This is a genomic window from Natrialba hulunbeirensis JCM 10989 (assembly GCF_000337575.1).
Classification (GTDB): domain Archaea; phylum Halobacteriota; class Halobacteria; order Halobacteriales; family Natrialbaceae; genus Natrialba; species Natrialba hulunbeirensis.
The window spans coordinates 61,727-76,686 of record NZ_AOIM01000009.1; the positions used below are offsets into that span (position 1 = coordinate 61,727).

Genomic DNA, 14,960 nt, shown 5'->3' on the forward strand with positions numbered 1-14,960 from the left:
TCGGCTCCGAACCGTTCGCGCTCGGATTCGGTTCGTCTCGAGTAGCCGCCGATTCCGTGGCTCACCAACCGGCGACTCGCCACCCTCGCAGCTACGACTTCTCTTCCAGTAGCCGCTGCAGTCGGTCGAGTTCGGTGAGCGCCTCGACGGGAGTCATGTGTCCGACGTTGAGGTCGCGGAGTTCTGCGGCGACGGTATCGGGGACCGGAGCAGTTTCTGTCGACTCGAGTTCGCTGGTGCCGCCGTCGGCTGTTGGCTCGGTTTCGGCCGTGGTCTCTGTGGCAGCGTTGGCGTCGACCAGTTCCCGCGACCGGTCGACGACGTCCTCGGGAACACCCGCTGCGGTCGCGACTTCGACGCCGTAGGAGCCGGTAGCCGCGCCGGGTTCGATCTCGTGGTGGAAGACGACCTCGCCGTCCGTCTGTTCCACCTCGAAGTGGAGCGTGAACGCCTCCGGGAGGTCGTCGGCCAGTTCGGTCAGCGGATGGTGGTGGGTCGCAAAGAGCGTCGTTGCGCCGACCGCGTCGTGGAGGTGTTCGGTGATCGCCTGCGCGATGGCGAGGCCGTCTGCAGTCGACGTTCCTCGACCGACCTCGTCCAGCAGGACCAGCGAGCGCTCGTCGGCGTCCCGGAGGATCGTCGCGAGTTCGTCCATCTCGACCATGAACGTCGAGCGCCCGCCGGCGATGTCGTCGCTCGCACCGACGCGGGTGAAGATGCGCTCGACGGGTGTGAGCCGTGCCGACTCCGCGGGGACGAAGCTCCCGACCTGCGCGAGCAGAACGATCTGGGCCACCTGGCGCATGTACGTCGACTTGCCGGACATGTTGGGGCCCGTGATCACCGCCAGACGCTGCTCCGAACCGAACTGTGCGCCGTTCGGGACGAACGACTCCTGCGTGCGCTCGACGACGGGGTGGCGACCGCCCGTGATGTCGATTTCTACCCCGCTGTTGGTTCGTTCTGATTCGAGGTCGAGAATTTCGGGCCGGCAGTAGTCGTACTGCGCCGCGACGGTCGCAAGCGAGACCAGCGCGTCGAGCGTCGCGAGCGCGTCTGCCAGTTCCTGCACCCGTTCGACTTCGTCACCGATGCCGCTGCGAACGTCACAGAAGAGCTCGTACTCGCGTTCGTCCGCGCGCTCTTCCGCGCCGACGATTTCGTCCTCGCGCTCTTTGAGTTCCGGCGTGACGAACCGCTCTGAGTTCTTCAGCGTCTGGCGGCGCTGGTAGTTCTCGGGTACAGCGTCGAGATTCGGGTTCGTCACTTCGATGTAGTAGCCGTGAACGGAGTTGTAGCCGACCTTCAGCGAGTCGATGCCGGTCCGCTCACGCTCGCGCTCTTCCAGGTCGTCGATCCACTGCTTGCCGTCCCGCGCAGTTCCGCGGAGGTCGTCCAGATCGGAATCGTACCCTTCGGCGATGATACCGCCCTCGGTGATCTCGATCGGCGGATCGGAGACGACGGCGTCGTCGATTAGCTCTCGAACGTTGGCGAGTGGATCGAGATTCTCGTGGAGGTCGCGCAGGCGGTCGCAGTCCGCGTCAGCCAGTTGGGCTCGTATCTCGGGCACGACAGCGAGCGTGTCCCGCAGCGAGCGCAAGTCCCGCGCGTTCGCTCGCTCGCGGGAAATGCGCCCAATCAGGCGCTCCAGATCGTACACATCGCGGAGCAACTCGTGGCAGTGCTCGCGCGTCTGAACCGAGCCCGTGAGCTCTTCCACCGCGTCGAGACGCGCCTCGATTCGGGCAGGCTCGAGTAGCGGCCGGCGAAGCCAGTCGCGAAGCGTCCGCCCGCCGAGGGCGCAGGCGGTTTCGTCGAGCACGCCGACGAGCGTCGCATCGTCCCGGCCATTGACGGCGCGGGGCTCGAACAGTTCGAGGCTACGCAGGGCGACGGCGTCGAGCAGGAGGTACTCTCGGGGGTCGTACCGGGTGAGATGTGTGAGGTACTCGAGTCGGTCGGTCTCGCCGAGCTCGCGGGAACGCCCAGCTTTGCTGGTGTTGTCGCTCTCAGTGCCTCCATCCTGATCCTCATCCCCATTCCCTTTCTCGCCCTCGTGCTCGCCGCCGCGAGCGTACTCGGCGTAGGCGAGCAGCGCCCCGCAGGCTCGAATTTCGGCGTCGCTCGCGAGGAGTGCGTCCGGTTCGCCGAAGTACTCTGAGAGGATCGATGCGGCGCGCTCACGGTCGAAGACGCGCTCGTCGAACGGCGTCACCATGCAGTCGTCGGGGAGCACGTCGGCGGGTGCGTTCGGGCCGACGACGGCTTCGGCGGGGGTAAAGCGACTCACTTCGTCTGCAATCGCCTCGTTGGCGGCGGAACTCGTCACGAGGAAGTCGCCCGTCGAGACGTCGAGGAGGGCGAGGGCGAGTTCGTCGTCGGCGGGTCGCGTGTCGACGCCGCGGCCGCGGGCAACGGCCGCAACGAAGTTGTTGTCGTCGCTCGCGAGGAGTTCGTCCTCGGTGAGCGTGCCAGGTGTGATGACACGGGTGACCGCGCGTTCGACGACGCCTGAGGTTTCGCCGGGCTCTTCGACCTGATCCGCGACGGCGACGCGGTAGCCAGCTTCCAGCAGATCCTCGATGTACGATTCGGCGTTGTCGATCGGGATGCCGGCCATCGGGTACTCGCCGGTGCTGTCCTCGCGGCTGGTCAGGGCGATCTCGAGGAGGCGGGCGCTGCGCTCGGCGGCACCGCAGAAGGTCTCGTAGAAATCGCCGACCTGAAAGAGGACGATCGCGTCGTCGTAGCGGGCACAGAGGTCGTGGTACTGACGCATCATCGGCGTCAGCTCGTCGCGTTTCTCGGCCATCGCGTCGGGCGGGCCAAGCGCCGGGTCCATACAGTGTGGTCGGCCGCCGGACGCTGAAATAGCTTGCTGGACGGGGCGACGGTGGTGAGGGGTAGGCTAGGAAAGATGGGAAGTGGTGAGGGGTGGGATAGGATGGAGAGAGGGTGGAGAGGAGGAAGTGAGGGGTTGGAGAGAGGGTGGAGAGGAGGAAGTGAGGGGTTGGAGAGAGGGTGGAATGGGGTGGCGTGAGAGGGGACTTACTCGCCGTCAGTTTCGAAGTAGAGCTCCGCGTGCGCCCCACAGCCCGGATTGAACGGCGCGTCGCAGTTCGGACACTCGTACGCACAGTCGAGGTAGTCAGGAACCGTGAACGTGGCATCACAGACGCCACAGCGGACGGACGGTTCGTCGAATCGATGTTCGGGCCAGGGGACTGCCTCGTGATCCGTCACGGCGTTGTGGCATTGAAAACAGGGATAGTAGGCGTCACAGCAGGCAAAGCGGAACGCGACGACGTCTAGTTCGCTGTCGTAGTGGTCACACCGCGTGTCGGGGCCGACATCGACGCCACGGATTGGGAGAGACACAGCTCTGACCGGGTGGATGGGTGAGTCCTACTTTGGGATTTCGGATCGTGAACCCCGAATTTCGATTTACTCGAACGCGGTCGTGTCTCCGCGGCGATACCTGTCGAGCCGTCGGTACCCCTGGACGACGCCGTCCGTGTCGAGGTCGATTTCGTACCGGCCGAGCACGTCCTGCGTGTCCGGAATCGACGATCGCTCGACGACCTCGACGACGGCACACCAGCCCTCGTCGGTCGGCGAGATTTCGCTGACGCCGTCGAACTCGTGGCCGATGAGTTCACCGGCCGTCGAGACGACGGTTCGGCGGATCGCGAGCACGCCTTCGATCTGGTCGGAATCAATGTCGGACTCGACCTCGATGTCGAAGTCGTCGGTGTCGACGTCGCCGGGGTCTGTTGTTTCGTCGCTTGCCATATGGGTTTCTTCGTCTGTCTGGTCGGTCTCTGAGTGGTCAGCGTCAGACTGTGCTTGATCTTGTTCCTCGTCCTGCTCTTGCTCTTCGCCGTCTCCGTCCTGGTCCTCTGCTTGCCCTTGCTCCTCGCCGTCTCCGTTTTCCTCTTCAGCGTCCTGCTCCTCTGATTCGTCACTCGATTCGTCCGTCTCGTCGTCGGACTCACTCACTGTCGGATCATCCTCGTCGTGTTGAAAGCAAAAGCCGTCTTCTCGGGCTGGCCGCGAGCAGCGCTCGCCGTCGGCGGTGAGCGCCTTACACTGCGTCGTCGCGTCCGCTGTCTCTGCGTTTGCCATACTCTCAGTCTCGAAGTACCTCGCTAATCTGACTTCGCAGGGACGTCATCCCGTCGACCTCCGTCTCCGAGCCGGCGACTTTCGGACCGAGTACGTCCGTCAACACGTCCGCAAGCAGGTCGTCATCGTCGCCGAACTGGATCTGGCCGCCGTCTGTCCGCCCAACTGCAGCCTCGCCGCCGTCCCAGTCATCGAACACCGAGAGCCCTTTCGCGGCCGTAATCGCAGTCCGCGTTCCGACGACGATCGGTAACTCCTCACGCAGCGTCCGGGTCGCGTCGACGACCGTCTCGATCGCCTCGTCGGAGACCGTCTGGCCGTCGCCAGTAGACTCGTCCTGCGCTTCGGACACGTGTGACCGAACGATTTCGCGCTCGGTCTCTGCGTCGTAGTAGTCGACGTGTACGCCGACCATCCGGTCGAGCAGCGCATCCTGTTGCTGGTGGACACCCGCGTACTCCACGTCGTTCGACGTGAAGATCACGCGGAATTCCGGATGTACGTCGATCGACCTGCCGGCTCCGTGCTTACCCGGCCGCTCGAGTACACCCTCCTCAAGGACGGAGAGCAAAACGTTGTGGGCGGCGGGGTCGCTCCGGGAGAACTCGTTGTAGACGAGCGTTGCGCCCTCCCGGACTGCGACGGAGAGTGGGTTGTCGACCCAGCGGTCACGGACGATCTGCGTCTTCTTGCTGACGCCGCTGACGTACTGGTCGTGCTCCTCGTAGCGTTCGCCGCCGCTGTAGTCGCCGACGAGCGCGCTCGTGTCGACCGCCTCGTCGCCGTTTGAGAGGACGACTTGCCGCCCGCGCGCTGCGGCCGCTGACAGTGCGAGTGCCGTCTTGCCAGCGCCGGTCGGGCCGATCAGGTGAACCGGCTGATCGGCAGCGAGCCAGCCGGTGATGCGGTCACGAACGGCGGTGACGGCGTCGGTTTCGACGAACGGTTCCGGTGCGGCGTCGGCGGGGTCTATGAGGGGGTCGTCCTCACTCGTGCGCTGGGTGTGAGTACCCCCTGACTTCCCGGACGTCTCACCTTCTGTCTTCGTCTCCGATGCCGATCTGGCCAGCTTCTTTCGAGCCTTGCGGCGCTGCTTCGCCTCCCGATCACCGCGAATCTTTCTGCCACGGACTTTGCGCTTGCGCGAGGTGTCCTCGGCCATCGTGGATTATTCGGTGGCCGATTTCGGCGAGGATTCGGGCCGCGGCTCGACCTCGAGCTCTTCTAGGTCCTCGAGGTCGCCCTCCGCGGTCGCTTGCTCAATTTTTGCGATCTCCTCCGCGTAGTGCAGGAACGTGTCGACGGAAGCGACGACGACACGAGCCTCGATGGTGAGGAGTTCGATCCCGACGACCGAGACGCGCGCCCAAACGTCGATGACGACACCCTTGTCGAGTACGCGGTCCAGTACCTCCGCGAGACTCGATGAATCAGGCCGCCGTTGTGGTTGTGCCATTGCGAGTCGCGATTCACCCCGGTTTCGTAACACGACTTTCGTTGCGACTGCAAGCCAGTTGCTGGCGGCGAGCGTTTCCAAATCGGTATTGCTAGCTGGGCTGCGACTGCAAGCAGTACGATAACGCACGGGGCTGTCGAACACTTCCTGACGATTGCGTTTCACGACTGTGGGGACGGGATCACTGCCGCCGTTGCCGTCGAGACCGACGCCGACGGATCGAACTGGTGCGTGACCGTGTCCCTGGTCCGATACACCCGCTTATGACCGACACACGATCCAGCCGTCACACACGGCCGTGCTCGCAGTGGTGGAGAACGCTGTTCACGTGCAGCCCCTTGTCCACACGCAGATCCAGGTTTACACCCGCGCCCAGATCTCCGCCCACACCCATGCCCAGACCTACTCACGACCACACCTGCACGGAGACTCAACCTTCGTCTCACACACCCCGCCCACTACGGAGCGTGACTACCCAATGAGCAACAGTAACCGATACGTCTACGGCATCGTCGACAGCGGCGACATCGAGTTCGAAACCGACGCCGTCGCTGGCGCAGACCGCGTCTACACCGTCTCCCACCGCCGTCTCGGTGCCGTCGTCTCGAACATCGACACCACCGACCCCGAGGAGACCGACGAGGACGCCACACGCCACGACGAGGTCCTCCGCGAGATCATGGACTACGATGGCGGCCGAACCATCGTCCCGATGCAGTTCGGTATGGCCTTCGAAAGCGATCGCACCCTCAAGAACGTCCTCCGCGGCGCACGGCCCGCCTTCCGCCGCGCCATGAACGACATCGAGGGACGCATCGAACTCGGCCTCAAACTCGTCACCCAGGAAGACGCGACGGTCGACCCCGACGAAATCGAGGCCGCCGTCGAAGATGAACTCCAGTCCATCGTCGCACAGACGGTTACGAACGACCAGTTCAGTGACCGCCTCGTCCTGAACAAGTCCTACCTCGTCGACGAGGACGACCGCCCGGCGTTCGACGACGGCGTCGCCCGACTCGAGGACACCTACGGCGACGACCTGCTGGTCCAGTACACCGGCCCCTTCGCGCCGTACAGCTTCGTCGACGTGGAAATCGGGGCCCAATCTCGGTGACCACCATGTTCGTTCTCGACGACCTCCTGTTCCGGCCGTTCGTGGGCATCATCGACGCGCTACACTCACTCGCACTCGAGGAACTCTACGACGTGGACGCACTCGAGGACGAGCGCAAGGAGAACCAGTTGCTATACGAGCTCGGGGAGCGCTCGGAGGAGGAATACCTGGAGCGAAAGGAAGTGATCGAGGAGGAACTCGAAATCGCTCGTGAGGTACACGAGCAGTTCGGGAGTGGGCGTGTCGAGGTGAAGCGATGATGGTTCCTGATGGAGGTGGTGGTGCGGGCGATGGTGGTGGTAACGGTAGTGGCGGTGACGGCGGTAACGATGGTGGCGGTAGCGGTAGTGGTGGCGGTGCCGGTGCCGGAACCGGTGCTGATGGTACTGGCGACCGTGACGGCAACGGCGACAGTGGCCGTGATCGACGAGGCCGACACGATGGACGTGATGAGCAAGATGGACGAGGCGACTGGGACGACTGGGACGAGCGGCGAGAGCGCAAACGCGATTCGCGCCGTTCTCGTCCCAGCCGCGATTCGAGCACCGGCTGGCTCGCCACGGTCCGAGCCCTGCTCGACCGACTGGAGGGAGATTCGACGTCCAACACCCTCTCGAGTCGTGGCCAACGAAGTCGTGACCGGTCGATATTCGATTACAACATCTCGGTCCGAACGGGCGATGATCTGCTTGCTGACTCCCGGTTCGGCGACTCGATCGCCGACGAATGGCTCGACCGATTCCGCAAGCGCGACAGTACGGGTGACGAAGACGCCGAACGACCCCGAGGACGAGACACACCGTCCAAATCGTGGTCGCGTCGACATTCACCGCGCTCATCGTCGGATCGGTCCTCACGTGTCCGCGACGCCGCATCGACGGGATCGTCGCCACCGTCGCCGGGAAGCGACACCGGTCTTGACGACCACCGCGTGACGACGCGCACGCACGAAGACGAACTTCTCGTCATCGCCGATGTCTCCGGCATCGACCACGAGGACGTCACAGTCGGCTTCAGCGACACCGAACTGGTCGTCGTGGTCACCGACACCGAACTCGAGCGCGTCGACGTTCCCTGGCCCGATCGAACCGGTCAGGCGGCGATTAATAACGGTGTTTTGACCGTCCAGGTCCGTCCCGATCAGTCGGACACGGCTGACGATGAGTTGAGGAGAGACTCGAGTACGGAATCGAGGTCAGAATCGGATTCGGGCTCGGATTCGGGCTCAAACTCGAGTTCGAACGCCGACTCGAACACCGGGCCAGAGACCGAGTCTGAATCAGGGGGAGAGCTATGAGCGACGACTCGGTAACCGACTCGGTCGATGCCGAACTCGGCGACCTCGTCGCGAATGCGGAGGAGGCAATCGAGGCACTCGCGGAGTTCAGCGAGGAGGGCGGCCTCGACCCCGACAGCCTCGACGACGACACCCTTACCGACCTCTCACAGAACCTCGACACCCTCGCCGAACTGGCGACCGAACTCGAGTCCGTCCTCGAGACGGTCGACCTGTCGGACCTTCCGGACGCAATCGACGCCGACGAGGTCGTCGGAGCGATCGAAGCGGACGAGGTGCCGTCGGCGCTGGCGGACGACGACACCGGTGTGTCCGATGCAATCGATTTCGGACACCTCTTTCGGGCGATCAATCTGCTCGACGCCTGGGACGCGACTGACCTCGGCAGTCTCTGGGAGGCGAAACGTGACATCGAGGAGACGACCGAGAAACTGACCGGCGACGACGGGGACGGACTCACGGAGGGTCTCGTCGGCGGTGACGACGGTGAGGATGGTGACGACGGTCTCCTCGACACGGACCTCGACGGCGACATGCTCGAGACCGATATTGACCCCAGCGAACTACTCGGCGACATCGACGTGATGGACGATCCCGAGGCATACCAGGTCGCGATCCAGCAGACGGCGATGGCGGGAATCGACAGCTTTCGCGAGGCGCTACTCGAGACACACGCCAAATTCTTCCGCATTTACGAGTTCAATCGGGAGAAGATGCGCCGCCAGGATACAAGTACGAACTCGCGCAATCCGACGGCGGCGTCGACGATGCCGACGGAGCGAGCGGATGTCCCCAGCGGCGTCAAGCACTCGACGGTGCCACAGCAGGTCAAGCTATCGACGGCTCCGAGCCGGCAGCGGATCTACGGCAAGCGGTTCGAGCGCGAGCGGAAGAAACGCCGCAACGATGCCTCTCCCGACGAGACTGAAGACGAACAGGCGACCGAACAAGCGACCGAACAGCCGGCAGACCAGCGTGCGAGCGACGATGCCGGAAACGCCGACGGAGGTGCGAACTGATGGCTGTTCGAGCGCAGCCGTTGGTTTTCTGGACGAACCGTGTCGCCACTGCCACTACAGTACCAGTATCCAGCATGAGCCATACCAGTCCTGAATCAGCGTCGATGTCCCGTCGCAGTCGAACCGCCTGCGAGACACCACAGACACAGCGACGACGGAACGGGTACTCGAGTCCCACTCCGTTGTCGATGCCGGACACACACCCAGTACGAGGTGGTGCCAATGCCCGATAGTTTCCAGCCAAGCCGCCAGCAGAGCGACCTCGCGGATATCGTCGAGATGCTGCTGGACAAGGGGATCGTCATCAACGCCGATATCGCCGTCTCGATCGGCGACACGCAGTTGCTCGGCATTCAGCTTCGGGCTGCTATCGCTTCCTTCGAGACGGCGGCGAAGTACGGACTCGAGTTTCCCGAGGGGACGGATATGCAGCGGGTCGCCGAAGCGGCGGGCGATCCGGAACTCGCCGAGATGGAGCGCCCGAAGCCGGCGATCGATCCGACGCGGGGGGTGAACGTGACGGCGGCTGATGACGACGATGACGACGATGGCAGCGATGATGATGGTGACGAGGCCGGCGGTGACGATGGCGACGATGATGCGAGCGACGACGAAACAGCACAGGACGATACCGACGACGAGACCGCGGCCGACACGGAGGGCGACGAATGACCACGATCGACGTTGGCGACGGCGACGACGCCCGTCAGGGACTGATCACCCTCGTCATCACCGTCGTCGAACTCCTCATCGATGCACTCGAGCGCGAGGCCGTCCGGCGGATGGAGTCCGGCAACCTCTCGGACGAGGAGATCGACCGTCTCGGCCGCCAGCTCGCCACGATCGAGGCCGAAATAGAGCAACTCAAAGCAGACGAAGGGATCGAAGACGGCGTCGACGACCTGCGCGGCGATCTGGATGGGCTCGTCTCTGATGCAATCGAACAGTTCAACGCCGACGCGCCGTCCCACCGCAAACCCGGCTACTCTGTGTTCGGAGGTGACGAGCAGTGACGACGGACGAGGCGACTCCCGACACAGACGCAGCGGACATTCCGGAGATCAACGACGGGCGCTACCTCTACTGCGTCGTCCAGGCTGAATCTGACGCCCAACTCGAGACGACCGGGATCGACGGCGAGTCGGTCTCGGTGGTCGCGGAGAACGGGATCGGTGCCGTCGTCCACGCCTGCGACGGGCTCTACGACACGGACGATCTCGGACAGATCCAGCGCTGGCTGATCCGCCACCAGACGGTAGTCGACGCGGCCGGGGAGGCGTTCGGCACGCCGGTTCCGTTCCAGTTCGATACGATTCTTCGCGGCGGTGAGGCCGGTCTTCGCGAGTGGCTTCGTGAGGAGACGGACACCCTCCAGCCGGTGCTCTCGGAACTCGCCGGTCACTGGGAGTATCGCGTCGAGGTCGTCGAGTACGATTCACCGGATGACGAGACGCTCGTCAACCAGGACGAGCGCCTGTCGGAACTCGACGCGCAGATCGAGGAGGCGAGCGAGGGACAGGCGTTCTTGCTCGAAAAGCAGTTCGACCAGCGGCTGACAGAGCTTCGTGCCGCTCGTCGCGAGACGATGACGGCTGAACTCGAGACGGAGTTGGCCGAGGAAGCACGCGAGGTGCACACACTCGAGCGCTCGCCGGCGTCGGAGATTTCGAAGGTTGCAGGTCGCGATAGGGGCGGGAGCAGTAGAGATGGCGATGACGATGACGATACCGATACCGATAGCCCCGGTGATGACGGTGACAGCGAGGCCGAGAACAACGCGACCACGGCCGACTCGGAGACCATCTGCCGGCTCACACTCCTCGCACACGAAGACAGCGAGGACGAGATCGGTTCGATCCTTGACGACGTGGCGGCCGAAGACGGGATCGAAGTCCGCTTCACAGGCCCGTGGCCACCGTACACGTTCGCGCCAGCGATCGGCGACGACGAGAACAATGACGATGGGGATGGCGGAGACACGGGCGGCCCAGCCCGCGTGGGGAGGTGACCAGCCGTGGAACCGCGCAAAGATGACGACGCGCTGGTCGACTTGCTCGACGTAATCCTCCGGGACGGCGTGATCCTCCGGGCCGACGTCATCATCTCCGTCGCCGAAATCCCGCTCGTCGGCCTCAAGCTCACGGCCGCACTCGCCGGCATGGAGACGATGACCGAGTACGGCCTCTTCGAAGAGTGGGACGCGAGACACAGGCTCCGCGGCGCGGAGAAACACGGTGAACTCGAGCAGACGACGGGGTCGGGTACGAAGTCGGGGAACGCACAGCGGACGGCCGTTCCCGGCCCACGACCGAGCGGCGAATTAGATGGCCGCATCGGTACGTCGAGTCCGACCAGCAGCAGGAAAACGGGGAGTAGACACGACCCTGATCGATAATGTGGGATTCGCTAGATTGACCAGTGCCCTGTTCCGGACCACCGGTCCCAGCTGTCAGGCGAACTTCGGCCGCTCGGTCGTCAACTCGACGTCGCCAGAGACCGTCTCCTCGTCGCAGTCTTCGTCGTAGACGTACTGTCCGGTCGAGCCACAGAGGGTACACTCGTAGCTCTCTGATAGTTCGTTGATAACCTCACCGTCTTCGAAGTAGACGCGGCTCTGAGTGATCTGCAGGAACTGTGGGGTCTCACAGTTTGTACAGGTGATCATATCCGACGGGTCGCTTGCACCGGTTGTAGTTATCCGGCTTGTAACCGAATCGAAGGACACACTATCACAGTCTTACCGTCTGGAAATCGGTCGAACACACCCATGCTATCGACTCTCTTTCGAGGCGTTCGTCCGGCGCTTCTGAAGCCCGCGTAAACAGGCCATAACCGTACGACTAAATCGGGTTCACCCTTCAGAATACCGTTCCGAGTAGCCGTCGGAAAACGAGGAGTTATCAGCCCGTATCAAACTGTTATTCGCCCCCTTCCCGCGACCGCCGACCGGTCCGTTTGAGGGGACACTGGCCACCCCTCTCGGCCACCGCTACTGGCAACCCTACTCGAGTCCCACCGAGACTCGCTCACCGGTTCGAGCGGCCTCGTAGGCTGCCTCGGTCAGGGCGGTCACCCGAAGGGCATCGCGGGCGGCTGCCGGCGGTTCGTGCCCGGGTCCGTTGTGAATACTCTCGACGAAGGCGTCGGCGCGAGTCTGCTCTCGCCGGTGGTCGATGTAGGGGAGCCGTTCGCTCGCGTCGGTCTCGATTTCGAAGACGTCGCGCGAGCCCCACTGCGTCCCCTCGATGTAGAGCGCGCCATCATCGTCCCAGCAGTGGATGTGTTCGCGGGTCGAGGGAAGGTCGCCGTGGAGCGAGACCGTTCCCGTTGCACCGTTCTCGAACCGGATGTCCAGGTGTGCACGGCTGTCGACTCGCTGCTCGTCATCGTGAAAGTCCATGCTCGCGGTGACGGAAGCGGGCTCGAGTCCGGTCGTCCAGAGGATGCCGTCGAGGACGTGACTCCCGGTATCGGAGAGGAAGCCACCGCCCGACAGGTCAGGGTCGAGCCGCCAGGTTCCCTGCGAGTCCGCGATCCAGTCCTGGGTGATCGAGGCCGTCACCCACTGCGGTGGTCCGGATTCGAAGCGATCTCGCGCCAACTGAAACGCGGTCTGGAGGTGTCGCTGATAGCCGACCATCAGGGTCAGGTCGGTGTGCGCCGCTCGCTCGACGAGATCGCGAGCGTGTTCGAGATCCGTCGTCAGCGGCTTGTCGCAGTAGACGTGCAGGTCGGACTCGAGTGCGGCGACGACCTGCTCGTAGTGGAGCGTGTGAGGTGTGGCGATGAGGACGGCGTCGAGGTTTGGGTCAGAGTCTGGGCCAGGTTCAGAGTCTGAATTCGAGTTCCATTTTGAGTCCGAGTCGGAGTCCGAGTCCGGGCCACCGTTACCGTTGGCATCAGCGAGCATCGAGTCGTACTCAGTGTACCGTCGTGCGGGCGGAACGCCGAACTCGTTCCCGACGGACTCGAGTTGGTCGAGATCGAGATCGCAGACGGCTTCGATGGTGGCGTCGTCGTGGCGGTGGAGTTGCCCGCCGACCGTGGTGCCGATGTAGCCAAGGCCGACGATGCCGACGCGGATCGGTGTCGAGGACGACGTGGATGGAGATGGGCTGGCGCACATAGCCCGGGACACGAGGTCCACGACTATCGGTCTGGCGGGGATTTCAGCGGGCATCGCGCGGTAGGCGGTGGAATACGTGAAACAGGCGGGCCGTACCGCCGAGTAATCCCTGGAGACTGCTCTGTGTTCGGTTTTGGACTCGTCTCAGGGAGTGCGAATCTCACGAGGGAACCCGGAGAGCTGGCGGCGAATTCCACCGTAGTGGGGCGATACGCGTGCCGTATTCCGATCCTGTCGATGGTTTGAACACACTACGATCCGCCAACTCAGTCCATAACAAAGGGGAACACCGTCCTCTGGATCACGTGCGGGGATAACACGCCCCGCCGGGTACGCGCTTGGCCCAGACACGACGCGCTGACAGCCGATTGCGTGCGTTCGTGCCCGGATCGCTCGGAAGTGGACTCGCCCCCGCTTCGAGTTAGCTCATGTCTCTCACGCCCGGGCGGGCTCCCGCCCCCGTTCGGGTATACGTGCTGTCTGTCGGTCGCCGCCCGCCGTTCCGACGGCGGCGCTGGCGGCGGCTTTCACGCAAGTAGTGTCGCAGTGTTCCGTCACGCCAGTTCTGTCGCAGTATACCGTCCCAGCCACGCCGTTCGGTTCTCAGCACAGTTGTACACGCTCTGGAGCTACTGAACCGAACAACCAGATCAAGTCAGAACCACCTCGAAAGAGCGGCTGGCGACTCAGAACTCCGTAATAACCGGAATCCCGACCGTCTCGTAGCTATCCATCGAGGACAGCGTCTCGGGAGCCTCCTCGAGTGATAGCGTCTCGCCGATAATCTTGCTCGGCTCGAGCGTGCCCTCACCGATCAGCTTGAACAGTTCCTCGTAGCGCACGAGCGGCATGCCGAACGAGCCGTGGAAGTCGAGTTCCTGCATCGTCATCACGTCGACGGGGACCTCGATCTGTCCCTCCTCCTCGCCGGTCGTGAGACCGACCTGGACGTGCGTACCACGGGTTCCGAGACTGCCGATCGAGTTCTGGCAGGTCTCTGCGATGCCGAGCGCGTCGATCGAAACGTCTGCGCCGCCGCCAGCGAGCGCCTTGACCTCCTGGGCCGTGTTGTCCGCCTCGGCCGCGTTGACCGTTGCGGACGCGCCGAGTTCGCGGGCGCGCTCGAGTTTGTCCTCGCGAACGTCGACCGCAATCGGGTGTGCGCCCAGCGCGTCGGCGATGTGGATCGCCGAGAGGCCGACGCCGCCACAGCCGTGGACGGCGACCCAGTCGCCGGGTCGAAGGTCTGCGCGGTCTGCGAGCGCGTGGTAGGCGGTCATGAACCGGCAGCCGAGGCCGGCCATCTCGGTGAAGTCGACGTCGTCCGGGAGCTTCACGCAGTTATAGTCAGCCTCGCGGACCGGAAACGCCTCGGCGAACGCGCCCGGTGCGATTCCCGATAGCCCGAGCGGGATCACCGTCTCGCAGTTATTCGCGCGACCCTCGCGACAGTGCGAACAGGTGCCGTCGCCGAGGTGGAACGGCACCGCAACGCGGTCGCCCTCCTGCAACGTCTCGACGTCCTCGCCGACCGCGGAGACGACGCCCGCTGGCTCGTGGCCGAGAATCTGGCCCTCCGGCACCGAGGCACCGATCCAGCTCCAGTCTCCCTGCCAGGCGTGCCAGTCGCTCCGGCAGATCCCGCAGGCTTCGGTCTCGACGATCACCTGATCGGGTTTCGGTTCGGGGTAGTCGACCTCTTTGACCGCGAGCGGTTCACCGTGTTCCTCGAGTACTGCTGCTCGCATATCCTACCGGTTCCCGACCAACATATAAAAATATGATAGTTGATCGCAGGTGTCACGGTCGTCGATACACAC

At 63.9% G+C, this 14,960-nt stretch carries 16 protein-coding genes; 8 read left to right on the plus strand and 8 right to left on the minus strand.

The window, feature by feature from the left end; all coding sequences use genetic code 11:
* Positions 1–91: 91 nt before the first annotated feature.
* The 5 genes from mutS to gvpA form a co-directional block, all read right to left on the minus strand.
* The gene (gene mutS / locus C483_RS01580) at positions 92–2,845 is read right to left on the minus strand and encodes a DNA mismatch repair protein MutS (protein WP_006651593.1); all 2,754 of its coding nucleotides are present in this window, start codon (positions 2,843–2,845) and stop codon (positions 92–94) included.
* Positions 2,846–3,051: 206 nt separating this feature from the next.
* Positions 3,052–3,381 carry a CHY zinc finger protein gene (locus C483_RS01585; RefSeq protein WP_006651594.1) on the minus strand — a complete coding sequence of 110 codons (330 nt, stop codon included), beginning with the start codon at positions 3,379–3,381 and terminating at the stop codon, positions 3,052–3,054.
* 66 nt (positions 3,382–3,447) lie between these two features.
* A complete protein-coding gene (gene gvpO, locus C483_RS01590; RefSeq protein WP_006651595.1) occupies positions 3,448–4,128 on the minus strand; it encodes a gas vesicle protein GvpO, halophile-type in 681 nt (226 codons plus the stop codon).
* 4 nt (positions 4,129–4,132) lie between these two features.
* Entirely contained in the window at positions 4,133–5,290 is a 1,158-nt protein-coding gene (gene gvpN / locus C483_RS01595; protein WP_006651596.1) for a gas vesicle protein GvpN, read from the minus strand.
* A 6-nt stretch (positions 5,291–5,296) separates the two neighbouring features.
* A complete protein-coding gene (gvpA, locus tag C483_RS01600) occupies positions 5,297–5,584 on the minus strand; it encodes a gas vesicle protein GvpA (RefSeq protein WP_006168082.1) in 288 nt (95 codons plus the stop codon).
* Positions 5,585–6,062: 478 nt separating this feature from the next.
* Here gvpA and C483_RS01605 point away from each other — a divergent pair, with 478 nt between their 5' ends.
* The 8 genes from C483_RS01605 to gvpM all read left to right on the plus strand — a co-directional run bounded on the left by C483_RS01605 (position 6,063) and on the right by gvpM (position 11,409).
* Positions 6,063–6,698, plus strand: coding sequence for a GvpL/GvpF family gas vesicle protein (locus C483_RS01605; RefSeq protein ID WP_006651598.1), 636 nt, complete (start codon positions 6,063–6,065; stop codon positions 6,696–6,698).
* Between the two features lie 5 nt (positions 6,699–6,703).
* The gene (gene gvpF / locus C483_RS01610) at positions 6,704–6,958 is read left to right on the plus strand and encodes a gas vesicle protein GvpF (RefSeq protein WP_006168084.1); all 255 of its coding nucleotides are present in this window, start codon (positions 6,704–6,706) and stop codon (positions 6,956–6,958) included.
* A complete protein-coding gene (locus tag C483_RS01615; RefSeq protein ID WP_006651599.1) occupies positions 6,958–7,995 on the plus strand; it encodes a hypothetical protein in 1,038 nt (345 codons plus the stop codon). Before gvpF ends, C483_RS01615 begins: the two co-directional genes overlap by 1 nt.
* Entirely contained in the window at positions 7,992–9,014 is a 1,023-nt protein-coding gene (locus C483_RS01620; RefSeq protein WP_006651600.1) for a hypothetical protein, read from the plus strand. The genes C483_RS01615 and C483_RS01620 overlap by 4 nt, the downstream gene beginning before the upstream one ends.
* 222 nt (positions 9,015–9,236) lie before the next feature.
* On the plus strand, positions 9,237–9,686 hold the full coding sequence (gene gvpJ, locus C483_RS01625; RefSeq protein WP_006651601.1) for a gas vesicle protein GvpJ: 450 nt from the start codon (positions 9,237–9,239) through the stop codon (positions 9,684–9,686).
* Complete coding sequence (locus C483_RS01630) at positions 9,683–10,027, plus strand: gas vesicle protein K (RefSeq protein WP_006651602.1); 345 nt, start codon at positions 9,683–9,685, stop codon at positions 10,025–10,027. Before gvpJ ends, C483_RS01630 begins: the two co-directional genes overlap by 4 nt.
* Complete coding sequence (gvpL, locus tag C483_RS01635) at positions 10,024–11,022, plus strand: gas vesicle protein GvpL (RefSeq protein WP_006651603.1); 999 nt, start codon at positions 10,024–10,026, stop codon at positions 11,020–11,022. The genes C483_RS01630 and gvpL overlap by 4 nt, the downstream gene beginning before the upstream one ends.
* Before the next feature lie 6 nt (positions 11,023–11,028).
* On the plus strand, positions 11,029–11,409 hold the full coding sequence (gvpM, locus tag C483_RS01640) for a gas vesicle protein GvpM (RefSeq protein ID WP_006651604.1): 381 nt from the start codon (positions 11,029–11,031) through the stop codon (positions 11,407–11,409).
* A 54-nt stretch (positions 11,410–11,463) separates the two neighbouring features.
* On the opposite strand, the gene C483_RS01645 is transcribed toward gvpM, so the two are convergent.
* The 3 genes from C483_RS01645 to C483_RS01655 form a co-directional block, all read right to left on the minus strand.
* A complete protein-coding gene (locus tag C483_RS01645) occupies positions 11,464–11,679 on the minus strand; it encodes a hypothetical protein (protein WP_006651605.1) in 216 nt (71 codons plus the stop codon).
* A gap of 336 nt (positions 11,680–12,015) precedes the next feature.
* Positions 12,016–13,140 (minus strand): Gfo/Idh/MocA family protein, encoded by a 1,125-nt coding sequence (locus tag C483_RS01650; RefSeq protein WP_006651606.1) that lies wholly within the window; start codon positions 13,138–13,140, stop codon positions 12,016–12,018.
* Positions 13,141–13,826: 686 nt separating this feature from the next.
* Complete coding sequence (locus tag C483_RS01655; RefSeq protein ID WP_006651607.1) at positions 13,827–14,888, minus strand: zinc-dependent alcohol dehydrogenase family protein; 1,062 nt, start codon at positions 14,886–14,888, stop codon at positions 13,827–13,829.
* Positions 14,889–14,960: the final 72 nt, after the last annotated feature.